General features: G+C 48.8%; 23 protein-coding genes. 17 read left to right on the forward strand and 6 right to left on the reverse strand.

Annotated features, from left to right (window positions below; all coding sequences use genetic code 11):
- The first annotated feature begins 2 nt into the window (after positions 1–2).
- From purS to purD, 8 genes are read left to right on the forward strand one after another with little or no spacing between them, the layout of a single operon-like run.
- A complete protein-coding gene (purS, locus tag ERX55_RS03135; RefSeq protein ID WP_133451140.1) occupies positions 3–254 on the forward strand; it encodes a phosphoribosylformylglycinamidine synthase subunit PurS in 252 nt (83 codons plus the stop codon).
- Positions 254–916 (forward strand): phosphoribosylformylglycinamidine synthase subunit PurQ, encoded by a 663-nt coding sequence (purQ, locus tag ERX55_RS03140; RefSeq protein WP_133451141.1) that lies wholly within the window; start codon positions 254–256, stop codon positions 914–916. Before purS ends, purQ begins: the two co-directional genes overlap by 1 nt.
- Before the next feature lie 3 nt (positions 917–919).
- Positions 920–3,097 (forward strand): phosphoribosylformylglycinamidine synthase subunit PurL, encoded by a 2,178-nt coding sequence (gene purL, locus ERX55_RS03145; RefSeq protein ID WP_133451142.1) that lies wholly within the window; start codon positions 920–922, stop codon positions 3,095–3,097.
- Complete coding sequence (purF, locus tag ERX55_RS03150; RefSeq protein WP_133451143.1) at positions 3,076–4,494, forward strand: amidophosphoribosyltransferase; 1,419 nt, start codon at positions 3,076–3,078, stop codon at positions 4,492–4,494. The genes purL and purF overlap by 22 nt, the downstream gene beginning before the upstream one ends.
- A gap of 2 nt (positions 4,495–4,496) precedes the next feature.
- Positions 4,497–5,522: a phosphoribosylformylglycinamidine cyclo-ligase gene (gene purM / locus ERX55_RS03155; RefSeq protein ID WP_133451144.1), complete on the forward strand. Its 1,026-nt coding sequence runs from the start codon at positions 4,497–4,499 to the stop codon at positions 5,520–5,522.
- 2 nt (positions 5,523–5,524) lie between these two features.
- Entirely contained in the window at positions 5,525–6,088 is a 564-nt protein-coding gene (purN, locus tag ERX55_RS03160) for a phosphoribosylglycinamide formyltransferase (RefSeq protein ID WP_133451269.1), read from the forward strand.
- Positions 6,089–6,098: 10 nt separating this feature from the next.
- Positions 6,099–7,577 (forward strand): bifunctional phosphoribosylaminoimidazolecarboxamide formyltransferase/IMP cyclohydrolase, encoded by a 1,479-nt coding sequence (purH, locus tag ERX55_RS03165; RefSeq protein WP_133451145.1) that lies wholly within the window; start codon positions 6,099–6,101, stop codon positions 7,575–7,577.
- Positions 7,578–7,586: 9 nt separating this feature from the next.
- Complete coding sequence (purD, locus tag ERX55_RS03170; RefSeq protein WP_133451146.1) at positions 7,587–8,819, forward strand: phosphoribosylamine--glycine ligase; 1,233 nt, start codon at positions 7,587–7,589, stop codon at positions 8,817–8,819.
- Between the two features lie 264 nt (positions 8,820–9,083).
- Here purD and ERX55_RS11605 read toward each other — a convergent pair whose 3' ends face one another.
- Entirely contained in the window at positions 9,084–9,212 is a 129-nt protein-coding gene (locus ERX55_RS11605) for a hypothetical protein (RefSeq protein ID WP_279512548.1), read from the reverse strand.
- Between the two features lie 139 nt (positions 9,213–9,351).
- Between ERX55_RS11605 and auxA the strand changes: the two genes are divergently transcribed.
- The 5 genes from auxA (at position 9,352) to ptsP (ending at position 14,620) form a co-directional block, all read left to right on the forward strand.
- Positions 9,352–10,629: a lipoteichoic acid stability factor AuxA gene (gene auxA / locus ERX55_RS03175; protein ID WP_133451147.1), complete on the forward strand. Its 1,278-nt coding sequence runs from the start codon at positions 9,352–9,354 to the stop codon at positions 10,627–10,629.
- A 168-nt stretch (positions 10,630–10,797) separates the two neighbouring features.
- The gene (locus tag ERX55_RS03180) at positions 10,798–11,958 is read left to right on the forward strand and encodes a class I SAM-dependent rRNA methyltransferase (RefSeq protein WP_133451270.1); all 1,161 of its coding nucleotides are present in this window, start codon (positions 10,798–10,800) and stop codon (positions 11,956–11,958) included.
- A 55-nt stretch (positions 11,959–12,013) separates the two neighbouring features.
- A complete protein-coding gene (locus ERX55_RS03185) occupies positions 12,014–12,541 on the forward strand; it encodes a DUF697 domain-containing protein (RefSeq protein ID WP_133451148.1) in 528 nt (175 codons plus the stop codon).
- A 103-nt stretch (positions 12,542–12,644) separates the two neighbouring features.
- Positions 12,645–12,911, forward strand: coding sequence for a phosphocarrier protein HPr (locus ERX55_RS03190; protein ID WP_133451149.1), 267 nt, complete (start codon positions 12,645–12,647; stop codon positions 12,909–12,911).
- On the forward strand, positions 12,911–14,620 hold the full coding sequence (ptsP, locus tag ERX55_RS03195) for a phosphoenolpyruvate--protein phosphotransferase (RefSeq protein WP_133451150.1): 1,710 nt from the start codon (positions 12,911–12,913) through the stop codon (positions 14,618–14,620). The genes ERX55_RS03190 and ptsP overlap by 1 nt, the downstream gene beginning before the upstream one ends.
- 481 nt (positions 14,621–15,101) lie before the next feature.
- Here the strand turns inward: ptsP and ERX55_RS03200 are convergent, their stop codons facing one another.
- On the reverse strand, positions 15,102–15,875 hold the full coding sequence (locus tag ERX55_RS03200; RefSeq protein WP_133451151.1) for a metallophosphoesterase: 774 nt from the start codon (positions 15,873–15,875) through the stop codon (positions 15,102–15,104).
- Positions 15,868–16,092: a glutaredoxin family protein gene (locus ERX55_RS03205; RefSeq protein ID WP_133451152.1), complete on the reverse strand. Its 225-nt coding sequence runs from the start codon at positions 16,090–16,092 to the stop codon at positions 15,868–15,870. The genes ERX55_RS03200 and ERX55_RS03205 overlap by 8 nt, the downstream gene beginning before the upstream one ends.
- A gap of 173 nt (positions 16,093–16,265) precedes the next feature.
- Between ERX55_RS03205 and ERX55_RS03210 the strand changes: the two genes are divergently transcribed.
- The 3 genes from ERX55_RS03210 to ERX55_RS03220 are packed head-to-tail and all read left to right on the forward strand — an operon-like array spanning position 16,266 to position 19,300.
- Positions 16,266–17,615: a cytochrome ubiquinol oxidase subunit I gene (locus ERX55_RS03210; protein WP_133451153.1), complete on the forward strand. Its 1,350-nt coding sequence runs from the start codon at positions 16,266–16,268 to the stop codon at positions 17,613–17,615.
- Entirely contained in the window at positions 17,615–18,634 is a 1,020-nt protein-coding gene (locus ERX55_RS03215) for a cytochrome d ubiquinol oxidase subunit II (protein WP_133451154.1), read from the forward strand. Before ERX55_RS03210 ends, ERX55_RS03215 begins: the two co-directional genes overlap by 1 nt.
- A gap of 3 nt (positions 18,635–18,637) precedes the next feature.
- Positions 18,638–19,300, forward strand: a complete 663-nt coding sequence (locus ERX55_RS03220; RefSeq protein ID WP_133451155.1) for a potassium channel family protein — start codon at positions 18,638–18,640, stop codon at positions 19,298–19,300.
- Between the two features lie 34 nt (positions 19,301–19,334).
- Here the strand turns inward: ERX55_RS03220 and rnjA are convergent, their stop codons facing one another.
- Together rnjA and ERX55_RS03230 are read right to left on the reverse strand one after the other, a co-directional pair.
- Positions 19,335–21,011: a ribonuclease J1 gene (gene rnjA, locus ERX55_RS03225; protein WP_133451156.1), complete on the reverse strand. Its 1,677-nt coding sequence runs from the start codon at positions 21,009–21,011 to the stop codon at positions 19,335–19,337.
- Positions 21,011–21,223, reverse strand: coding sequence for a DNA-dependent RNA polymerase subunit epsilon (locus tag ERX55_RS03230; protein WP_133451157.1), 213 nt, complete (start codon positions 21,221–21,223; stop codon positions 21,011–21,013). The genes rnjA and ERX55_RS03230 overlap by 1 nt, the downstream gene beginning before the upstream one ends.
- Positions 21,224–21,399: 176 nt before the next feature.
- Between ERX55_RS03230 and ERX55_RS03235 the strand changes: the two genes are divergently transcribed.
- Positions 21,400–22,176: a Cof-type HAD-IIB family hydrolase gene (locus tag ERX55_RS03235; RefSeq protein ID WP_133451158.1), complete on the forward strand. Its 777-nt coding sequence runs from the start codon at positions 21,400–21,402 to the stop codon at positions 22,174–22,176.
- A gap of 436 nt (positions 22,177–22,612) precedes the next feature.
- On the opposite strand, the gene def is transcribed toward ERX55_RS03235, so the two are convergent.
- Positions 22,613–23,167 carry a peptide deformylase gene (gene def / locus ERX55_RS03240; protein WP_133451159.1) on the reverse strand — a complete coding sequence of 185 codons (555 nt, stop codon included), beginning with the start codon at positions 23,165–23,167 and terminating at the stop codon, positions 22,613–22,615.
- Between the last annotated feature and the right edge of the window lie 68 nt (positions 23,168–23,235).

Here is a 23,235-nt window from a genome sequence, read left to right on the forward strand (position 1 = left end):
TCATGAAAAACATCGAACTTTACATCACATTACAGAAACAGGTTTTAGATACGCAAGGTCAGACATTGACGCGTGCCGTGCACGATTTAGGTTACAGCGGGGTCAATGATATCCGGGTCGGCAAAGTCCTGTATATGACAGTGGACGAAGCGACAGATGCAGCAGTGGATAATGTTGTACGGACACTCAGTGAGAAGTTATTCGCGAATACCGTCATTGAAGAGTACAGCTACAAAGTCGTGGAGGCGGAATAATGAAGTTTGCGGTCATTGAATTTCCGGGGTCAAACTGTGACCGGGATATGCTGAATGCAGCGCTCATCACAGGTATGGAGGCAGAATATGTGGACTACCGCAAGACGTCACTGGAGGGTTATGACGGTGTGCTGATTCCGGGCGGGTTCTCGTTCGGCGATTACCTGCGCTGCGGTGCGATGGCACGAGTCGCACCGATTGTCGATGAAGTCAGACGTTTCGCTGATGAAGGGAAGCCCATCCTTGGTGTCTGTAACGGCTTCCAGATCCTGACGGAGATCGGTTTACTGCCGGGCGCGCTGCTCCATAACGAAAGCCACCGCTTTATCTGTCGTGATGAGCACCTGACCATCGTCAACCATGAGACGCAGTTCACGCATCTATATGACGAAAATGAAACAGTGGTCTACCCGATCGCCCACGGTGAAGGGTCCTACTACTGTTCAGAAGAGACTTTACAGGAACTGAAGGCTAACAGGCAGATTATATTATCCTATTCCGAGAATCCGAACGGTTCTTTAGAAGATATCGCCGGCATCATCAACAAGGCAGGCAATGTCTGTGGCATGATGCCTCATCCAGAGCGTGCGATGGATACGCTGCTCGGTTCTGACGACGGTAGACGTTTATTCCAAGGTATTCTAGAAAGCTGGGGGAAATAACAGATGAGATTTTTAGAGCCAACGATTGATGAGATCAAGATCAACAGATTATATGCGGATATGGGGCTGTCAGATGCTGAGTACGACAAAGTGTGTGATATTTTAGGCCGCATGCCGAACTATACAGAGATCGGCATCTTCTCCGTGATGTGGAGTGAACACTGTTCCTATAAGCATTCAAAGCCGTTCCTGAAGCAGTTCCCGACGTCCGGTGAGCGTGTCCTGATGGGGCCGGGTGAAGGCGCGGGAGTGGTCGACATCGGTGACAACCAGGCTGTCGTCTTCAAAGTGGAATCCCATAACCATCCGAGTGCGATTGAACCTTACCAAGGGGCGGCGACAGGTGTCGGCGGTATCGTCCGTGACATCGCCTCTATCGGTGCACGGCCGGTTCAGCTCTTGAACAGTCTGCGTTTCGGAGAACTGGATGCCAAACAGAACCAGCGTCTCTTCTCCGGGGTCGTTGCCGGTATCGGCGGTTACGGCAACTGTATCGGTATCCCGACAGTCGCAGGCGAGATTGAATTTGACTCACAGTATGACGGCAATCCGCTGGTCAATGCGATGTGTGTCGGTGTCATCGACCACGACAAGATCCAGAAGGGGACGGCGAAAGGGACCGGCAACCCGGTTATCTATGTCGGTCTGAAGACAGGACGCGACGGTATCCACGGTGCGACGTTTGCATCAGAGGAGCTGAACGAGGAATCTGAATCCAAGCGGCCGTCTGTTCAGATCGGTGATCCATTTGTCGGCAAGAAGCTGATGGAAGCGACACTTGAAGCCATCACTTATCCGGAGCTTGTCGGCATCCAGGATATGGGGGCAGCTGGTCTGACGTCCTCTTCATCTGAGATGGCAGCAAAAGGCGGTTCAGGCATCCATCTGCACCTTGAGAAGGTACCGACACGCGAGCCGGGCATCTCCCCTTATGAGATGATGCTCTCTGAGACGCAGGAGCGCATGCTGCTCGTCGTTCAGAAAGGGACGGAACAGAAGTTCCTTGATCTGTTCGACCATCATGAGCTGGACAGTGCCGTTATCGGTGAAGTGACGCATACAGACCGCTTCGTCCTGAGCTATGAGGGTGAGGTCTATGCAGATATTCCGGTGCAGCCGTTGAGCGACGAGGCGCCTGTCTATGTGCTTGAAGGCAAGGCCGCTGACTATCAGGCAGTCGAGCATGACTACTCCCGTATCGATGCCCAGGACGTCTTTGACCGTCTGCTGAAGCATCCGACCCTGGCCTCTAAAACATGGGCCTACTCCCAGTATGACCAGCAGGTCGGGGCGAACACCATCATCAAGCCAGGCCTGTCAGCCGGCGTGACCCGTGTCGAAGGGACGACTAAGGCCATTGCGTCAACGATTGACGGCGAAGCACGCTACGTCTTCAACCATCCTTACCAGGGCGGTAAGATGGTCGTTGCTGAGGCCTACCGCAACTTGATCGCGGTCGGCAGTCTGCCGCTTGCGATGACGGACTGCCTGAACTACGGTAACCCGGAGAAACCGGAGATCTACCAGCAGCTTGCGGATTCAACGCGGGGGATGGCTGAAGCCTGCCGGGAACTCAATACACCGGTCGTCTCAGGGAATGTCTCCCTCTATAATGAGACAAAAGGTGAAGCCATCTTCCCGACACCGGTCGTCGGTATGGTCGGCTTAATAGAGGATATTGAATATTTACGCGACTTCACACCGACAGAAGGTGAATCGATCTACTTAGTCGGCGCAACAGGCACAGACTTCAGCGGCTCGCAGATCGAGAAGCTGCTCTTTGATGAAGTGGCGCACTCAGAAGTAGCGATTGATCTGGCACTTGAAGCTGAACGCGGTGCAGCCATCCGTGAACTGATCACAGGCGGCAAGCTGTCTCACGTGCAGGCAGTCGGTAAGGGCGGCGTCGCCATCAAGCTCGCGCAGATGGCAGCCTATCTGGAAACCGGGATTGAAGCGAAGATCGATATTCCTGTCGAGCAGCTCTTCAGTGAGACCCAGGGGCGTTATCTCCTGATCGCCAAGGAAGACATTGAACTGCAGGATGCGATTAAAATCGGTACGTTCGGCACTGAGCGCTTCAGAGTTGAAGCGAATAACGGCGTGGTTGAACAGGATGTGAACAGTATCATCAGTACGTGGAGAGGGGCAATCGACCAATGTATGACATCCGCGGTCTAAACGAGGAATGCGGGGTATTCGGTATCTGGAATCATCCTAACGCAGCGGAACTGACTTATATGGCGCTCCACAGCCTGCAGCACCGTGGCCAGGAAGGCGCAGGGATTGTCTGTTCAAACGGCGACAATCTCTTCGGTGCGCGTGGTATGGGGCTGTTACCTGAAGCGATCAGTCAGGTACAGCTGGATTCACTGCGAGACTACCGCAGTGCGATCGGTCACGTACGCTATGCGACGACAGGGGCGTCTGAGCTGTCGAATGTCCAGCCGTTCTTGTTCAAGCATTCTAAAGGAGATCTTGGTCTTGCGCATAACGGTAACTTGACGAATGCACGTCAGATCCGCCAGGCGCTGGAGGAAGAGGGCGCGATATTTCAGACGTCTTCTGACTCTGAAGTTCTGGGTCATCTGCTCTTCAAGGCGAAGTCGCCGAGCTTCAAGTCGAACCTGAAGGCCGCGCTCAACCAGATTAAAGGGGCCTTCGCTTATCTGGTCCTGCAGAAGGACAGTCTGACAGCGGCACTGGACAGTCACGGGGTCAGACCGCTGATGCTCGGTCAGATAGATGGAGCCTACTGTGTGGCCAGTGAATCGTGTGCACTCATGGCGATCGGCGCGGAATATATCCGTGACGTCGAGCCGGGTGAGGTGCTGACATTCAATGATGACGGGATGGACGAAGATTTCTATGCGCTTGAGACGAAGCATCGCATGTGCTCGATGGAATATGTCTATTTCGCACGTCCCGATTCTGAGTTCCGTCATCACTCCATCTATAATGTACGTAAGGCGCTCGGTGAACAGCTGGCGAAGGAAATGAACGTTGAGGCGGACATCGTCATCGGCGTACCGGATTCCTCTCTGCAGGCCGCTAAAGGCTTCTCGAGCTACTCGGGCATCCCGAATGAACAGGGCTTGCTGAAGAACCGCTACGTCGGCCGGACGTTCATCACGCCGGACCAGAAGATGCGTGAACGCGCTGTACGTATGAAGCATGCGCCGATCCGTGATGTCGTGGAAGGTAAACGCGTCATCGTCATTGATGACTCCATCGTCCGCGGTACGACGAGCAAGTATATCGTCAAGGCCCTGCGTTCAGCAGGTGCCAGAGAAGTGCACATGGGTATCTCGTCGCCGCCGCTGAAGCATCCCTGCTATTACGGCATTGACGTCTCGACTCATGCGGAACTCATCGCTGCCTATCAGACAGTGGAGGAAATCCGTCAGGAGATAGAGGTCGATTCACTGACGTATCTGTCTGTCGAAGGGATGCATGACGTCTACCGCCGCTTCGAATCGAAAGGTGAGTGTGACGCCTGCTTCACGGGCAACTATCCGATTGAAATCGTCGATCACCTGTTACCGCAAGAAAAAGAGAAGAAGACGAAGGGAGTCTAATCATGTCAGAAGCATATAAATCGTCAGGCGTGGATATCCATGCGGGATATGAATCGGTGGAACGTATGAAAAAACACGTAGCGCGTACCATGCGTCAGGAAGTACTCGGAGGTCTCGGCGGATTCGGTGCCGCATTCGATCTCTCACAGCTGAATATGAAGGCGCCGGTCCTGGTGTCAGGAACAGATGGAGTCGGTACCAAGCTGCGCCTTGCCATAGACGCAGACCGTCACGACACCATCGGCATTGATGCCGTCGCGATGTGCGTCAACGATATTCTGACCACGGGCGCACTGCCCCTCTACTTCCTCGATTATCTCGCCCTGAACAAAGTCGACCCCGCGATCGTCGAACAGATTGTCAAAGGTGTCGCTGAAGGCTGCGTGCAGTCCGAGTGTGCACTGATCGGCGGTGAGACGGCGGAGATGGGCGATATGTATCATGCTGGAGACTACGATATCGCTGGCTTCGCGGTCGGTGCTGTCGAGAAGGAAGACTATATCACCGGTGAGAAGATTCAGGCGGGCGACGTCATCATCGGCCTGCAGTCAAGCGGCATCCATAGTAACGGCTACAGTTTAGTAAGAAAAATTATCCGGGATAATAATATTGACTTAGAGAGCAGAATCGGTGACAGGACAGTGCTTGATACCGTCATTGAACCGACCCGGCTCTATGTGAAGGCGGTCAAAGCAGTCATCCAGTCGAAAAAAGTGCACGGCATGTGCCATATCACAGGCGGCGGCTTTATCGAGAACATCCCGCGCGTGCTGCCGGCAGGCCTGTCAGCACAGATTGATGTCTCAGCTATCCCGGAGCAGCCGGTCTTCAGATGGCTCGAGGAGCAAGGGCAGCTTGACCGCCTGGAGATGTACAATGTCTTCAATATGGGTATCGGCTTCGTCATCATCACAGCTCAAGAGGACAAGGCGGCAGTCCTTGAGATGCTGCAGGCGGCCGGAGAAGAAGGGATTGTGATGGGGACGATTGCAGCGCATCAGGACCCGATCACCATCACAGGTCTTTAATGATGAAAAAAGTGGCGATATTTGCGTCAGGCAGCGGCTCAAACTTTGAGAGGATCATGGCCAATATAGCGTCAGGCTATCTGGATCATATTCAGGTGACAGGTCTTTATGTCGACCAGGCGGACGCATACGCCATTGAACGGGCAAAGCGCTACGCGGTGCCCGTTCATCTATTCGAATTGAGCGCATTTGACTCTAAAGCAGCATATGAACAGGCGATACTGGACAGACTGGTGGCCGACGAAGCCGAGTGGCTGATTCTGGCAGGCTATATGAAGCTCATCGGTCCGACACTGCTTGAACCTTATGAAGGGCGCATCCTGAATATCCATCCTTCTCTCTTGCCGAGCTTTCCGGGGAAGGATGCAATGGGTCAGGCAGTCCGTTACGGCTGCCGCGTCTCCGGTGTGACAGTTCATTATGTCGATGCCGGCATGGATACCGGACAGATTATCGATCAGGTGGCCTGCCCCGTCTATGCGGACGATACAGTTGAGACCTTACAGCCCCGTATCCAGGCGATAGAATACGAACTTTATTCCCGAGTCATCAAAACTATCATATAAGGAGTCCATCATGAAAAAAGCATTGTTAAGTGTATCAGATAAAACAGGGATCACTGCATTTGCCGAGCAGCTGATCGAACAGGGGTTTGAGATTTTTTCAACAGGCGGCACGAAGAAAACGTTGGTCGATCACGGCATCCGCGTGCAGTCAGTCAGTGAACTGACCCACTTCCCGGAAATCATGGACGGCCGCGTCAAAACACTGCACCCTCATATCCACGGCGGTATACTGGCGGACCGTGACAATCATAAGCACCTGGATGCACTCAGTGAGCATGGCATCGAGCTGATAGACCTTGTCGCAGTCAATCTCTATCCGTTTGAAGAGACGGTGGCGCAGCCGGATGTCACTGAAAAAGAAGCGATTGAAAATATTGATATCGGTGGTCCGACGATGCTCCGTGCGAGCGCGAAGAACTTCAAGCATGTGCTGACAGTGGTGGACCCTGCTGACTATCCACGTATCATTGCGCACCTGAAGTCCGGTGAGACAGACGAAGCGTTCCGGAAAGAGCTGATGGTCAAGACCTTCCGTCATACCGCTGAGTATGATGCGGCGATTGTCGAGTTTTTCAGTGAGGCGAGCACAGCCCTTCGCTACGGCGAAAACCCGCAGCAAAAAGCGAAGTTCGTCAAGACATCTGATGCACCGAATACAATCGCAGGTGCCAAGCAGCTGCACGGCAAGGAACTCAGCTATAACAACATCAAGGACGCGGATGCGACACTCCAGCTCGTGAAGAAATTCAGCGAGCCGGCAGCAGTAGCGGTGAAGCACATGAATCCGTGCGGGGTAGGTGTCGGTGAGACGATTGAAGAGGCCTTCAGCAACGCTTACGCCGCAGACAGCCAGTCCATCTTCGGCGGGATTGTCGCGTTGAACCGTCAAGTTGACGCGGCAACTGCAAGAGCGCTCAGCGAGATTTTCCTCGAAGTTGTGATTGCGCCGGGCTACAGTGAAGAGGCACTTGGGATTCTGACGCAGAAGAAGAATATCCGTCTCCTTGACATACAGATGGATGCGGATGAAGAGACAGAAGAATTTGTCTCGGTATCCGGCGGCTATCTAGTGCAGGATAAAGACAATGCCGTCCTGAGCCGTGACGAGATGACTGTCGTGACAGAAGCACAGCCCACTGAAGCGCAGTGGCAGGCGATGGCACTCGGCTGGACAGTCGTGAAAAGCGTGAAAAGTAACGCGATTGTGCTGGCGAATCCGAAACAGACGGTCGGTATCGGTGCCGGTCAGATGAACCGCGTCGGGGCAGCGAAGATCGCGATTGAACGTGCGATTGAGATGAATGACGATGTGATTTTAGCGAGTGATGGCTTCTTCCCGATGAGTGATACCGTGGAGACTGCTGCAGCGGCAGGCATCAAATGTATCATTCAGCCGGGGGGCTCTATCAAGGATCAGGATTCCATTGATGCAGCGAATCAGCTGGGCATCGCCATGGTGATGACCGGCATGCGTCACTTTAAACATTAGGAGGTTGTCATGAAGGTACTTGTAATCGGTTCAGGCGGTCGTGAGCATGCACTCTGCCATAAGCTTAAGCAGTCCGCGCGCGTCGACGAAGTCTTCGTCATACCGGGCAATGATGCGATGGTCAATGTCGCGACCGTCGTCAGCGCAATCAAAGAGACAGAACAGGGTAAGATTCAGGCATTTGCGTTAGAGCACGGTGTGGACTGGGTGGTCATCGGTCCGGAACAGCCGCTGACAGAGGGACTGGCTGATGTGCTGACAGCAGCGGGCATCAAAGTGTTCGGCCCGAACAAGCGGGCAGCGCAGATAGAAGGCTCCAAGTCTTTCGCCAAGGAACTGATGGCGAAATACGGTATTCCGACAGCGGCCTATCAGGTTGTGACGACAAAAGAGGACGCACTGGACTATCTGGCCAGCCATCCCGCACCGATTGTCCTGAAGCAGGACGGTCTCGCTGCAGGTAAAGGGGTTATTGTGGCGATGACACATGAAGAAGCGGTCGGCGCCATCGAGTTCTTCTATCAGGACGGCGATGCTGAAGTGGTCTTCGAGGAGTTCCTGGCAGGTGAAGAGTTCTCGCTGATGGTCCTTGTCAATGATGACTTCATCGTTCCTTTTGACGTCATCGCACAGGATCATAAGCGCGCCTATGACGGTGACCTCGGCCCTAACACAGGCGGCATGGGTGCCTACTGTCCGGTGTCACATATAGGTGATGATGTGTTAGAAATGACGAATGAGACAATCGCTTATCCGGTCGCGCGGGCGATGCACGAGGAAGGGCTGAATTATTTCGGCTTACTCTACATCGGTGCGATTATCACTGAAGACGGTCCGAAAGTCATCGAGTTCAACGCGCGCTTCGGCGACCCGGAATGCCAGGTGCTGCTGACGAAAATGGAGAGTGACCTGATTGAAGTGCTGGAAGCGCTTGACAACAAGAAGGCGATTCAGCTTCAGTGGTCTGATGAGGCAGTCGTCGGCGTGGTACTCGCCTCAGAAGGCTATCCTGGGAGCTACGATAAAGGCCATAAAGTCTACGGCTATGACGGTTCACTTGACTACTACATCAGCGGCCTGAAAAAAGAGGAGGACTGGGTGACGGACGGTGGTCGCGTCATGCTTGCGATCGGTCAAGGCCGGTCGATTGAAGAAGCCGTCAAAAGCAGTTATGACAAAGTCGGACAGATTACGAGCGACGGTCTGTTTCATCGTAAAGATATCGCACATCGTGCATTATAAGAACGGACGGAACCTGTGGTGACAGGTTCCGTTTTTTATATTACAGGGGGCGCGTGTGGCTGTAACGTCCCGCAAAGTGGAATAGCGGGACGTTACCCGACATCAAATAGAGTTATGAGCGATAAACGATAAATATCGCTCATAACTCATGGTTTATCTTCAACTGCACACTGTTATGAGCGATAAACGCGATTTATCGCTCATAACGGCTAGCTAATCCCGAACAAAAAAAGCGAGGCGGCTGCCTCGCTTCCGTTTTCTATATTATTCAAACGTTTTCTGTACGTCTTCGTGAGTCGCTTCTTTACCTGTGTCGTTCTGCTCGTTCTGTTCTACTGGTTCTTTCGCTTTTTCAGCATCTTCTTTATGCTGTTCGATTTTATTGTTAGTCATGATTGATTCCTCCTAAATGATGATAGTCTGTTATTCCCTTTAAAAATCAGTTCTAAACATCTAATACTTAAGTCTGATATTTCCATTTAAATGGGACAAATCCCTATGTTTTCACTATAATAAGGCGTGAGGTGAAATCATGAAATGGTTTAAAAATAACATTGAAGTCCTGATCGGCTATCTGCTCGGCGCCTTGCTTCTCGGCTTGGGTCTTTTTATATTTTTCAATGCCGATGAGATTGTTCATTTCAAGGAGATAGCCATCAACCGCCTGCACATGGCCCGGCTCTCTGACTTCATTAATATTTATAGTTACGCGTTCATCGAGCTGCTTAGTCATTACATCACCGCTTACCCGTATATGTATAGCCTGATATTTGTCCTCTACGGGCTGGGGCTCTTCTATATCAGCCGCACGCTCAAGAAGACAACGGCCCATGACCCGCAGATTTCGCTCTTTTATCTGATGACGGCGATTTTCCTGTTTCTCCTGACGGCGCTTTTCATGTTCAAGGTCTATCACATTTATGCGCTCTTCTATTTCGTCGCGTTTCTGCTGCTTGTCTTCTACGTGCTGAACCGCCGCCATCTAAACAGTGAGTTCCGTAAGCTGCATTATCTCATTCTGATCTTCATTTTTGGCGTGGCCTATATCGTCACACAGAACCACGTCTATGACCAGCTTGTGGATGAGAAGGTGACACCGCTCGAACTGATGGCCCTCAACTTCTTCTTTATTCTGTTTTCTGCCATGGGGGCTCTGGCGCTCGGCAACTATATCTTCCTCTACCGCGCGAAGAAGATAGATCCTGAAGTCCATGCGATGCGACGGGCAAATAAACGTAAGCGTGACCATAAGTTCAGCCGCGTCATCAATCATCAGACCAACGATGCCCTGCAGCAGCTCTCCGAACAGTCGATGAAGATTGACGAGCGGCTGATGCTGAGCTGGAATCGTTTCAAGGCCGGCATCCGGCGCAGAATCGATCTGCAGGATGAGGATATTCCGCGCTGGATGCGTAAACCGAAATGGTTCAGTTTCTTCCAGATTGAAGTGCTTTTCGGTGTGCTGATTCTGTTGCTGACGATTATAGAGCTGAACAACCGCAACATACTCTTTAATGTCAGCAAGTTTAACGTCGTCAAGATGCAGTATTTCTATGAATGGCTGAGTCTTTTTGCTCTGTTTGTCGTAGTGATTCTCTATCTGGTGTTCACCATCACCATTCATTTACGCAACCGCGGCTACTTCGGTCAGCTGTTTACGATTTCGATTCTTTTCATTGAGATCATGACGAGTTTCTATCTGATGCTCTTCAAAGGGATTTCAGTCTCACTGTTTATTCCTCCTGTTATAGTACTGCTTGTTATCCTTGTCACACCGCTGTTTTTCAATCATCTGCGTAAAAATTACTAATTGCTATTGTATAACAGTTGCGGGTGTTCTATAATAAGGGAGTACAGTGATGGGAGAATAGCACTTTGGGGAAAGTGCTGTGATAAAACAAGAACGTTGCATAAAGGGTGCCTGGGGGGGCACTCTTTTTGTGTTATAGTGGAGAAAACAGAAAAAGAAGGTGCAGTAATGAAGAAAGTAGTATTAAAGCACAAGCATGACAAGAAATATCGCGACGGCTATCTCGTGCTTGAAGAAGCCGATATTTTTGATATGGATACGATGAACGAGGGCGAGCGCTTTGTGCTGAAGGCGTCAGACGGGACTGACCTCGGGCTTTTTTATTTTGGCCGCCAGAACCGCGGTGCAGGCTATAAGATCAGTGACAGTCTGGAGACAAAACTAGATGAGCGTTTCTTTAAGCTGCTCTTTGAAGCGGCGAAAGAAGAACGCGCATCCCTCTACAATTCAGGTCATACGAATGCGTTCCGCGTGTACAACGGAGAAGGAGACGGGCTCGGGGGCTTTACCGTCGATGATTATGATGGTCATTTCCTGATTCAATGGTATTCCAAAGGCATCTATCACTACAAGGAAGCGATTGTCCGCAGCCTGCAAGCGGTATTCGACTGCAAAACGCTTTATGAGAAGCTGAGATTCGATAAAAATGTCCCGACACACCGCATCAGTGAGGAAGCGGTCGAGTTTCCGATCATCATCACAGAGAATGACCTCTTCTATACAATCAACTTCGAGGAGGGTCCGATGACTGGTATCTTCCTCGACCAGCGTGATGTGCGCAACAAAATCATGTCTCTTGATCTGAAGAAGCCGATGCTGAACTTGTTCGCTTATTCAGGCGGTTTCAGCGTGGCGGCCGCAAAGAATGGCCAGGAGACGGTCAGCGTGGATATCGCTAAACGCTCACTCGAACTGATCGAGCAGAACTTCGCTTTAAATGAGATCAATATCGACAAACAGCTGCTCTATACGATGGACGTCTTTGATATGCTGAAATATTGTGCGCGGAAGAAGATGACTTTTGACCTGATTGTCATTGATCCGCCGAGTTTCTCACGTTCCAAGAAGAAGCGCTTCAGCGTCAAGGACAACTACCATGAACTGATTGAAGGTGCACTGCCCATCCTGAATCGCGGCGGCTACCTGGTGCTCAGTACAAATGCGAGCAATTACGCGCTGCCTCAGTTCAAGAAAATGATTCAGCAGACACTGGCAGGCAGAGACTATGAAATCACTGACGTAATGGGACTGCCTAAAGATTTCAGGACGACGCATTTATACAAGCCTTCCAAATATCTGAAAGTGGTCTTCGTCAAAATCCTTGATTAACAGGCAGGATTTCCGGGAATAAAACATTAACTTTATAAAAAAGGACGTGTCATTAATGGGAATTCTAGATACAGTAATCAATCAAGTCGGCAAAAACTTAAATACAGGCAAACAGAAGACCTTGCATTCTCTGCCCGCTACTGAAACGGAACTGATAGAACGCCGCCAGCAGGCAGAGAAGATCATTCAGAATAAATCACTGATGAGTTCAGCAGCAACTGTTGTGCCGATTCCGGGTATCGATGTCGGGGTCGACCTTAAGCTCATGAAAGATATCATCGAAGACATCAATAAAGTCTACGGGCTGAGCCATAAACAGGTCAATAATATGGCTGCTGATATGAAACAGCAGGTGATGTTCACTGCGGCGAAGAAAGGCAGCGACTTCATCGGCCGGAATATCACAACGAAACTGCTGACGGTCGTCCTCAAAGCTTTCGCGAAACGTGAAGCAGCGAAACAAGTCAGATGGATTCCGGTGGTAGGTCAGGCAGTGGCGGCTGGCATCAGTTATAGATTGATGAAGAAATTGGGCGAGGATCATGCGAGGAAATGTGAGCAGGTCGCGCGCAGTTTAATGTAGCCGTCTAAAAAATTTGAAGTATCCGCCAGGTTTTGCTATTCTAAAGCTGTATAGACATAAGGTTTATATATAAAATTATGCATCCTAAAGGAGAAGATGAACGATGGAACAACAAAGCTATGTCATTATCGACGAAACAGGTATTCACGCACGCCCGGCTACTATGCTGGTTCAGACTGCAAGCAAATTTGATTCAGATGTGCAATTAGAATACAACGGTAAAAAAGTGAATCTTAAATCTATTATGGGCGTAATGAGTTTAGGTGTCGGCAAAGACGCTGAAATCACTGTATATGCTGAAGGTACTGATGAGAAAGAAGCAATTCAGGCTATCAGCGATGTACTGTCTAAAGAAGGTCTGACTAAGTAATGTCAATGACTTTAAAAGGAATCGGCGCTTCAGATGGCGTTGCGATAGCAGAAGCTTATCTGTTGATCGAGCCCGATTTATCTTATAGCGATCAGAAAATCACAGATACTGAAGCAGAAGTAGCAAAGTTTAAAGCGGCGATTAATGAATCTAAAGTAGAACTGACGCAGATCAGAAACAACGCGGAAGTCGCATTAGGTCCGGATAAAGCGGCTATCTTTGATGCCCATCTACTTGTGCTTGAAGACCCTGAACTTATCAATCCGATTGAAGAGAATATTCGCACTAACCAGACCAATGCACCAAGTGCGCTGATGGAAGTCGCAAATAACTTCATCACTATTTTTGAATCGATGGACAATGAATACATGAAAGAACGCGCTGCGGATATCCGTGACGTTTCTAAACGTGTTCTTGCTCATTTATTAGGTGTGACTTTGCCGAGTCCGAGTACCATTGATAAAAATGTGATCATTATCTCTCATGACTTGACACCGTCAGATACCGCCCAGCTGAACAAGCAGTTTGTCAAAGGTTTTGCGACGAATATTGGTGGGCGTACAAGCCACTCTGCCATTATGAGCCGCTCTTTGGAAATTCCAGCTGTAGTGGGAACAAAAGATGTGACGAAGTCTATCAAACAAGGCGATATCATTATCATCGATGGTTCAACAGGTGACGTCATCATCAATCCTGATGAGAACATGATCTTTGTTTATAAGGATAAGCAGGCCAAGTTCATTGAGGACAAAGAAGAGCTGAAAAAGCTTGTCAATGATAAAACGGAATCAGCAGACGGCGTTCACGTCGAACTCGCTGCGAATATCGGTACACCTGACGACTTAGAAGGCGTTATCAATAACGGTGCTGAAGGTATCGGTCTTTACCGTACCGAGTTCCTTTATATGGGGCGTGAGTCTATGCCGACTGAGGATGAGCAGTATGAAGCTTATAAACGTGTGCTGTCAGCAATGAAAGGCAAACGTGTCGTGGTTCGTACTCTCGATATCGGTGGCGATAAAGAGCTGCCATATCTGAACCTGCCGCATGAAATGAATCCATTCCTCGGCTACCGTGCGATTCGTCTGTGCTTAGATCAGCAGGATATCTTCAGAACACAGCTCCGTGCTTTACTGCGCGCATCCACTGAAGGTCATTTAAGCATCATGTTCCCGATGATCGCGACCATCAATGAATTCCGTCAGGCGAAAGCGATTCTGGAAGAAGAAAAAGCGAAATTGACAGATGCCAAAGTTAAAGTAGCTGATGATATTGAAGTTGGTATCATGGTTGAAATCCCTTCTACAGCGGCGATGGCTGATATCTTCGCCAAGGAAGTCGATTTCTTCAGCATCGGTACGAATGACCTGATTCAATACACAATGGCTGCTGACCGTATGTCAGAACGCGTCTCATATCTATATCAGCCATACAATCCGGCCATTCTGCGTCTAGTGAAGCAAGTCATTGACGCCAGCCATAAAGAAGGCAAGTGGACAGGTATGTGCGGCGAAATGGCCGGCGATACCACTGCTATTCCTCTGTTACTGGGTCTTGGCTTAGATGAGTTCTCGATGAGTGCGACAAGCATTCTGAAAGCACGTCGTCAGATCAAGAACTTAAATCGCGGTCAGATGCAAAAACTGGCAGAGCAGGCGCTGAACTGTGCGACACAGGAAGAAGTCGTCCATCTTGTCAACAACCAGTAAAATAAACAATGAAACAGCGATAGCTTCTGATTAAATTCAGAAGTTATCGCTGTTTTTGTATCAGTAGGGAGGGTAACGTCCCGCAAACGGGATCTGCGGGACGATACGCAGCATCGGACCAGCAGAAACGAGGAGTAACGTCCCGCAAACGGAATCTGCGGGACGATACGCAGCATCGGACCAGCAGAAACGAGGAGCAACGTCCCGCAAACAGGATCTGCGGGACGATACGCAGCATCGGACCAGCAGAAACGAGGAGCAACGTCCCGCAAACGGGATCTGCGGGACGATACACAGCATCGGACCAGCAGAAACGAGGGTAACGTCCCGCAAACGGGATCTGCGGGACGATACGCAGCATCGGACCAGCAGAAACGAGGAGCAACGTCCCGCAAACAGGATCTGCGGGACGATACACAGATTCATCTCAATCATTCATGATAGTATAAAAGCCATACCCTTTTCAGGATATGGCTTATTTTTAGTGGATATTGAATAAGGTGATCTCCGGCGGACAGAAGAGACGGATGGGCAGATGGGTCGTGCCGAGGCCGGGGGAGACATGGAGGGTCATTGCCCCGATCCGGTAGAGCCCTTTGACATATTTACGTCCGAGCTGTGGCTTGACTGGCGCACCCACTAGAGGGAAGCGGATCTGACCGCCATGACTATGCCCGGAGAATTGTACATCGACTTTAAACTGCTCGACGAAGTCCGCATAGTCCGGCTCATGGACAATCATCATCGTCAACATATCATCCGGCCGGTTCTTCAGCGCCTGATACATATTGCCTTTACTATTGATAATATCGTCCAGACCGCCCAGGAAGATAGGTTCCTGATCAAAGTCGAGGACGACCCCTGTATTCGTCAGCAGCTGGATGTTGCTTGCACTGAGTATACGACTGATACGGGGTGTCTGATGAATACGCTGATCATGGTTGCCATATGAGAAGAAGACGCCAAGCGGTGCTGTCATCGTCTTAAGAAGCGGAATCAGATGCTCCGGATTGTGGTAGTGGTCGATATTGTCAAAGAGGTCACCTGAAATGATAATGATATCCGGCTGCAGATCGTTGATGAGCTGGATATGATATATAAGGTCATCATAACTATAGTGAAAGCCGAGATGCAGATCTGAAATATGGATGACTTTAAGAGGTGCTGCATGCGGCTGTCTCAGGAGATTCAGTGTATGTCTTTTAATGACGACATCCTCTTTTTTGGATTTAAAAGGCAGCCAGTTCTTATTCATGTATCAAGGCTTCTATTCTATCCATATCAACTGAACGGATGACTTCACCGTTAATAATGATCAGCGGCGTACTGAATGCATCCATCTCCATCATTTCCTGACGATACGCGCCGTGCTTGATATTCTTCTCGGTGAAGGGAAGATTCTGTTCATTGAAATAGTTCTTGATATATTGACAGGGCGGACAGCTGTCCTGGGTATAAAGGGTAATATTCATTCAATCATCTCCAAATTAGAATCTTTATCATCGTAGCGTTTTCTGCATGAAATTTCAAACTTTGTTCACTAAATCTTTACAAAATAAATGAGCCTTCTATTAGAATAATAGGGAATGGTCTAGTATAATAAAGCTATCAAATTTGTGATAAAAATCACATAAGGAGGAAATTAATGGATGCTGTTGTTATCAGTAGATTACTGACAGGTATGACGCTGGCATTTCATATTATTTTTGCAACGATAGGTGTTGCACTACCATTTATGTTTATGATTGCTGAAGGCCTCGGACTTTACAAGAAAGACCCTGCATATCTGGCTATGGCCAAACGCTGGGCTAAAGGTTTTACCATCACAGTCGCAGTCGGTGTTGTAACCGGTACGATCATTGGGCTGCAGTTATCGCTCTTATGGCCGTCGTTTATGCGTATCGGCGGGCAGGTCATCGCGCTGCCGCTTTTCATGGAGACATTCGCGTTCTTCTTTGAGGCGATTTTCTTAAGTATCTATCTCTATACGTGGGACCGTTTCAAAAACCGCTGGCTGCACTGGCTGCTGACAATTCCTATCATCATCGGCTCGACGATGAGTGCGCTTTTCATTACAAGTGTGAACTCATTCATGAATACACCGGAAGGCTTTGATATGGTCAAAGGTCAGCTGGTCAATATTGATCCAGTGGCGGCCATGCTGAACAGTTCATTCTTTGTGCGTGCGTTCCACGTTGTCACAACGGGCGGTATGACGATTGCATTTATGCTCGCAAGTATCGCAGCTGTTAAATTATTACGTAATAAGTTTGACAGCGACCGTGCTTATCATATCAAGGGCTTAAAAGTGACCGTACTGACGGGTCTTATCTTCTCGCTCTTTGCGATGATGGCAGGTCACGCTTCAGCGCAGTTCCTTCACCACGAACAGCCTGAGAAATTAGCGGCTATGGAATGGCATTTTGATACAAGCAGCCGTGCTGATCTCGTGCTATTCGGTACGGTAGATGAAAAAGCACAGGAAATCAAAGGGGCTATCAAGATTCCAGGTATGCTGAGCTTCCTGGCTGATAACAGTATTGATACGGAGATCAAAGGGCTGAATGACATACCGGTTGATGAACGTCCGCCGCTGGTGATTCATTATTTCTTTGATTTAATGGTATTTTTCGGTGTCTTCTCGTTCACTATTTCTGTGCTGTACTTCATTATGAAGAAGTTCAAGAAAGACTGGGCGCACCATTCCTTTATGCTCTATATGATTGCATTGACCGGTCCGATGAGCATGCTCGCCATCGAATTCGGCTGGTTCCTGGCAGAAATGGGTCGTCAGCCTTGGATTTTAAGAGGCTATATGAAAGTAGCGGAAGGTGTGACACAGGCTAACGGTGTCTCACTGACACTGGCAGCTTTTGGACTGCTGTACCTCATCCTCGGCTTCTCATGTGTCTATGTACTCATCCGCATCTTTAAGGATAAACCTGCGGCGGTTGACATCGAAAATAACCGTGCGAATGTAGGAGGAGAAGCTTAATGGATTATCAGCACATAGGAATCACTGTACTGTGGACATTCCTCTATGGTTACATCATTGTGGGCGCCGTCGATTTTGGCGCCGGTTTCTTTATGCTTTATGCTAAAATCATCAAAAAAGATCATATTATCAATGAACTGATTTCGCGCTACTTGAATCCGGTATGGGAAGTGACGAATGTCTTCCTCGTCTTCTTCTTTGTCGGTATCGTCGGATTCTTTCCGGACACAGCCTATTATTTCGGGACGACATTGCTGATTCCGGCATCAATCGCGCTGATATTACTGACGATTCGCGGTGCATTCTACGCCTTTGAGACATATGGTAAAGACACGAAGTTCCAGTGGGTCTTCCTGTATGGGATGACGGGTCTCTTGATTCCCGCATCATTCTCCACTGTCCTGACCATTTCTGAAGGCGGATTTATTGAGAAGACAAAGAACGGGGTCTCACTCGATTATTTTGAACTGCTGATGAGTCCCTATGCCTGGGCGGTCGTGTTCTTATCCATCATCTCGGTCCTATACATTTCATCCGCTTTCCTGACCTACTATGCGCATAAAGCAGAAGATCATCCTGCCTATGAGCTGCTGAGAACATGGTTCATGATCTGGGCAGGGCCGATGATTGTCATCTGTCAGTTTGTGTTCCTGAGCTTAAGACAGCATAATGCTGAACACTTTAATATAGCCGTTACACATTACTGGTGGCTCTTCGGCTTAAGTATCATCTTCTTCGTAATCGGCTTTGTCCTGATATGGCAGCGTCGTCATCATGGCATCGCTTTTATTGCGATTATGATCCAGTTCGCTTTAGCGTTCTACGGTTACGGAATCAGTAAGATGCCTTATATTCTGTATCCTTATATCGATCTCAACCATGCGGTCGTCAATGATTCAATGGCCCTGGCCCTGGTGATTGTGTTTATTGCAGGTTTACTTTTACTTGTTCCTTCTTTAGTATTATTACTGAGATTATTCATCTTTGATGCAGATTACGTCTCAGGAAAACGGAGGTAGAGAATGGAAAAGGAATTTGTAGTCATCGGGCTTGGTCGCTTCGGCGGCAGTATTGTCCGAGAACTGAATAAACTGGATATCGATGTCATGGCCATTGACAGTGATGAAGCACGTGTCAATGAATATGCAGATATTGCCACTCATGCAGTGATCGCAGACTCAACAGATGAGACTGTGCTGAAGAGTCTCGGTATCCGGAACTTCGACCATGTGGTCGTGGCGATCGGGGATAATATACAGGCGAGTATTCTGACGACATTGATTCTGAAGGATTTAGGGGTTGCGAAGGTGACCGCGAAAGCGCAGAATGACTACCATGCTAAAGTACTGGATAAGATAGGAGCTGACGTCGTCATCCATCCTGAAAGGGATATGGGCCGACGTCTTGCTCACAAACTGTCCAATTCATCCATTATGGATTATCTGGAGCTGGCAGATGAGCATTCCATCGTTGAGATCATTGCAGGTCCTAAACTGCAAGGGACCTCATTACTTGATTTAGATCTACGTGCGAACTACGGCCTGAATATCATTGCGATCAAACGGAACGGTCATATTACCGTATCGCCGGATCCGGGCGAGTACATCCAGCAGGGTGACATCCTTATGGTCATCGGTCATGACAACGACCTCGGCCGATTTGAGAGCAAAATGGAGGATAACTAAAAAAGCTGAACAGCAAGTTGCTGTTCAGCTTTTTTTAATTGTCGACATTCATGATCATCGGCAGGATCATCGGACGGCGTGCAGTCTTATCATAAAGATAAGGGGAGAGGCTTTCCGTGATCGCATTTTTGATATGATGCCATTCAACATTTTCTGTATGGTTCAGTTTATCGATGACTGTTTTCTTGATCATGCGCTGTGCGTCATAGATCAGATGACCGGATTCGCGCATATAGACGAATCCGCGTGAGATGATGTCAGGACCGGCTAATAGCTGACCTGTTCTGAAGTCGATACTGACGACGACGATGACCAGACCATCTTCAGAAAGAATCTTACGGTCCTTGATCACGACGTTACCGATGTCACCGATACCGCTGCCATCGACCAGGATATTGCCCGACTGAATCTTACCTGCATAACGTGCAGAGTCACGCGTCAGTGCCAGTACATCACCGTTTTCATGGATAAAGACGTTGTCAGGATCAACACCGCAGTCTATCCCTAACTGACCGTGCAGTTTCTGCATCCGGTATTCCCCGTGAATCGGCATGAAGAATTTCGGTTTAATCAGGCGGAGCATCAGTTTCTGCTCTTCCTGAGAACCGTGTCCTGATGTATGGATATTGGACAGTTTGCCGTGGATGACATCTGCGCCCGCTTTATAGAGCGCATTGATCGTGCGGTTTACACTCTTCGTGTTACCCGGAATAGGGGAACTTGAGAAGATGACTGTGTCATCCGGGATGATGCTGACCTGACGGTGCGTACCGTTTGCGATACGCGACAGGGCAGCCATCGGTTCCCCTTGAGAACCTGTACACAGGATAAGCAGTTTATGCTTCGGAATACTGTTGATCTTGTTCGCTTCGACAAACGTCTCAGGCGGCACCTTGATATAGCCGAGCTCTGTCCCGATCTTGATGTTGTTCTCCATCGAGCGGCCGAAGATGACGATCTTGCGGTCAAACTTCACGGCCGCTTCAATCGCCTGCTGTACACGGTAGATATTTGAAGCGAAAGTCGCAAAGATAATACGGCCTGTGCATTTACGGAAAATCTGCTCCACACTCTGACCGACCGCACGTTCACTGATCGTAAAGTTCGGTACTTCTGCATTTGTCGAGTCAGAAAGCAGGCAGAGCACACCTTCTTCACCTAGTCCGGCCATACGTGCGATATTTGCCGGCTCACCGACAGGCGTGAAATCAAATTTAAAGTCGCCGGTATGAACGATTTTACCTTCTGGTGTATGCACGACGACACCGTACGCTTCCGGAATGGAGTGCGTCGTCAAATAAAATGTGACTTTCAGGTTATCAAACTCAAAGACACTGTCTTCTGTGATCGGGTTCAGTGAAGCAGTGCGCAGGAGATGATGTTCTTCCAGCTTGTTGCGGATCAGCCCCAGTGCTAACGGCCCACCGTAAATTGGTACATTCAGTTGTTTGAGCAGGAAAGGGACACCACCGATATGGTCTTCGTGACCATGAGTGATGAAGAGACCTTTGATCTTGTGCTGGTTCTGCACGAGATAAGTATAGTCCGGAATCACATAATCTATTCCGAGTAAGTCATCATCCGGGAATTTAATCCCCGCATCAATGACGATAATTTCGTCCTTGTATTCCACAGCATAGGTGTTTTTACCGATTTCGCCCATTCCACCCAGCGCGAATACGCCGACTTCATTTTTTTGCAGGAGATTCATTAGATAGTCTCCACTTTGAACGCAGGTGATTTCTCTTCGTATGCGAGGTGTGCACCTTCAAGTTTCTGAACGAATTCAATGTTGTAAGGGCGATCTGCTAATGATTTACGGACTTGTTCTTCCGTCTCAGCTTCAACATATAGAACTTTCGTGTTTTCGCGAATGATAACTTCGCTTCTGTCTTCCTGATAAAATACTTTAAAAATTGCCATATATATATCCTCCTAAATGAATAATTAACATAAATAAGGCCCTAGCTGCTCTAGGGCTCTTCACCGTACAGATTGTATGAGTATCTTTATTTTACATGAAGTTAAGAAGGAGTGCAAAGTAAAAACTAGAGTTTAGCAATAAAGTGAGATATGGTTAAGGAAAAGGAGGAATCAATTTGACTCAGAAACTGATATTTTTCGATATAGATGGCACGCTGTATGACAGACAGCATCACATCCCGGAGACGACCCATGCTGCGATACGTCAGCTGCAGGAAGCGGGGCACACCCTTGCTATTGCTACAGGTCGTGCGCCCTATAACATACAGGAAGTGATAGCGGATACCGGCATTACGAATTTTGTTGCTTTTAACGGGCAATATGTGGTCTATAACGCTGAGGTGATATACCGTAACCCGCTGGATGTACACACCTTGACCAAACTGGAAGCCTTAGCAAGGGAGAAGGATCACCCGATGGTCTTTCTCGGTGAAAAAGAGGCCGTATCCAATATCAGGCATCACGATCACATCACAGAAAGTATGGGTTCCATCAAACTGGATCATCCAAGATTCGAAGATGAGTATTTCAAGCATCATGATATTTTTCAGGCGCTGCTGTTTCAGGACAGCGAAACGGATGATGTGTATGACGATCAGTATCCGCTCATTAAGTTCTACCGCTGGCATGAGTTCAGCCGTGATGTTGTGCCGTCCAACGGTTCAAAGGCAGAAGGCATCAGAAAATTTGCGGAGAAACTAGGTTTCAGTCAGCAGGATGTCATAGCAGTCGGTGACGGCAACAATGACTTTGAGATGATTGAATGGGCCGGAACAGGTATTGCGATGGGCAATGCAGTAGAGGGACTCAAGCAAATTGCCGATTTTGTCACGACGGATGTAGAAGATAATGGTATCCAGAATGCCTTCAAGAAGCTGGCCCTTATTGAGTAAGAGTTGTGGTGGTATGGAAAAGCGGTAGAGAAACGTCCCGCAAAAGGTGTCTGCGGGACGATACGCCAGTGAACACACGGAAATATGAGGAGAAACGTCCCGCAAAATAGATCTGCGGGACGATACGCCGGTGAACACGCGGATATATGAGGAGAAACGTCCCGCAAAATAGATCTGCGGGACGATACGCCGGTGAACACGCGGAAATATGAGGAGAAACGTCCCGCAAAAGGGATCTGCGGGACGATACGCCGGTGAACACGCGGAAATATGAGAAGGAACGTCCCGCAAAAGGGATCTGCGGGACGATACGCCGGTGAACACGCGGAAATATGAGAAGGAACGTCCCGCAAAAGGGATCTGCGGGACGATACGCGGATACAGGAGCGTAAGCCTATATAAAAAGAGTTGCCAGCGAAAGATCTGGCAACTCTTTTTATTCTACTGCTGTCGCATTCTCTTCAGGTTTAAATGGATCCGCCTGATTGATGTGATCATAGAACATGACACCATTCAGATGGTCAATTTCATGCTGCACAACGATTGCAGCGAAGCGGTTCAGGCGGAGTTTGACTTCTTCACCTTCACGGTTAACAGCTTTTACTGTGATGCGGGCATAGCGGTGAACAAGCCCGGGTATATTCTCATCAACACTCAGGCAGCCTTCACCTTGAGGCAGATAAGCTTTCTCCACACTATGGCTGACAATTTTCGGATTGAACAGCTGATGCGTGATATAGTCTTCTGTCTGCTCATCATAGAAATGAATGACGAGAAGACGTTTACTGATGTTTAATTGAGGGGCAGCTAATCCGACCCCGCTTCTCAGTTTATATTTCTTAGCTATCTTGTCGTCCTGACTGTTCTTCAGGAACTCAAGCATCTCATCAGCCAGCTTTACATCCTCCTGTGATAATGGGAGGCTGACTTCCTGCGCTTTCTCTCTCAGCGTCGGATGTCCGTCTCTGATGATGTCTTTCATGGTTAACATGTAATCACTCCTTTTTTATAATATAGCAGAAACGACACCTTAGGATAAACATTGAATCACTATTTAAA

This window comes from Macrococcus bovicus (assembly GCF_004359575.1).
In the GTDB taxonomy this organism is placed as follows: domain Bacteria; phylum Bacillota; class Bacilli; order Staphylococcales; family Staphylococcaceae; genus Macrococcus; species Macrococcus bovicus.

Excerpts from the sequence above, each read along its gene's own strand:
- purS (WP_133451140.1), top strand. The coding sequence starts at position 3 with ATGAAAAACATCGAACTTTACATCACATTACAGAAACAGGTTTTAGAT.
- purQ (WP_133451141.1), top strand. The coding sequence starts at position 254 with ATGAAGTTTGCGGTCATTGAATTTCCGGGGTCAAACTGTGACCGGGAT.
- purL (WP_133451142.1), top strand. The coding sequence starts at position 920 with ATGAGATTTTTAGAGCCAACGATTGATGAGATCAAGATCAACAGATTA.
- purF (WP_133451143.1), top strand. The coding sequence starts at position 3,076 with ATGTATGACATCCGCGGTCTAAACGAGGAATGCGGGGTATTCGGTATC.
- purM (WP_133451144.1), top strand. The coding sequence starts at position 4,497 with ATGTCAGAAGCATATAAATCGTCAGGCGTGGATATCCATGCGGGATAT.
- purN (WP_133451269.1), top strand. The coding sequence starts at position 5,525 with ATGAAAAAAGTGGCGATATTTGCGTCAGGCAGCGGCTCAAACTTTGAG.
- purH (WP_133451145.1), top strand. The coding sequence starts at position 6,099 with ATGAAAAAAGCATTGTTAAGTGTATCAGATAAAACAGGGATCACTGCA.
- purD (WP_133451146.1), top strand. The coding sequence starts at position 7,587 with ATGAAGGTACTTGTAATCGGTTCAGGCGGTCGTGAGCATGCACTCTGC.
- ERX55_RS11605 (WP_279512548.1), bottom strand. The coding sequence starts at position 9,212 with ATGACTAACAATAAAATCGAACAGCATAAAGAAGATGCTGAAAAAGCG.
- auxA (WP_133451147.1), top strand. The coding sequence starts at position 9,352 with ATGAAATGGTTTAAAAATAACATTGAAGTCCTGATCGGCTATCTGCTC.
- ERX55_RS03180 (WP_133451270.1), top strand. The coding sequence starts at position 10,798 with ATGAAGAAAGTAGTATTAAAGCACAAGCATGACAAGAAATATCGCGAC.
- ERX55_RS03185 (WP_133451148.1), top strand. The coding sequence starts at position 12,014 with ATGGGAATTCTAGATACAGTAATCAATCAAGTCGGCAAAAACTTAAAT.
- ERX55_RS03190 (WP_133451149.1), top strand. The coding sequence starts at position 12,645 with ATGGAACAACAAAGCTATGTCATTATCGACGAAACAGGTATTCACGCA.
- ptsP (WP_133451150.1), top strand. The coding sequence starts at position 12,911 with ATGTCAATGACTTTAAAAGGAATCGGCGCTTCAGATGGCGTTGCGATA.
- ERX55_RS03200 (WP_133451151.1), bottom strand. The coding sequence starts at position 15,875 with ATGAATAAGAACTGGCTGCCTTTTAAATCCAAAAAAGAGGATGTCGTC.
- ERX55_RS03205 (WP_133451152.1), bottom strand. The coding sequence starts at position 16,092 with ATGAATATTACCCTTTATACCCAGGACAGCTGTCCGCCCTGTCAATAT.
- ERX55_RS03210 (WP_133451153.1), top strand. The coding sequence starts at position 16,266 with ATGGATGCTGTTGTTATCAGTAGATTACTGACAGGTATGACGCTGGCA.
- ERX55_RS03215 (WP_133451154.1), top strand. The coding sequence starts at position 17,615 with ATGGATTATCAGCACATAGGAATCACTGTACTGTGGACATTCCTCTAT.
- ERX55_RS03220 (WP_133451155.1), top strand. The coding sequence starts at position 18,638 with ATGGAAAAGGAATTTGTAGTCATCGGGCTTGGTCGCTTCGGCGGCAGT.
- rnjA (WP_133451156.1), bottom strand. The coding sequence starts at position 21,011 with ATGAATCTCCTGCAAAAAAATGAAGTCGGCGTATTCGCGCTGGGTGGA.
- ERX55_RS03230 (WP_133451157.1), bottom strand. The coding sequence starts at position 21,223 with ATGGCAATTTTTAAAGTATTTTATCAGGAAGACAGAAGCGAAGTTATC.
- def (WP_133451159.1), bottom strand. The coding sequence starts at position 23,167 with ATGTTAACCATGAAAGACATCATCAGAGACGGACATCCGACGCTGAGA.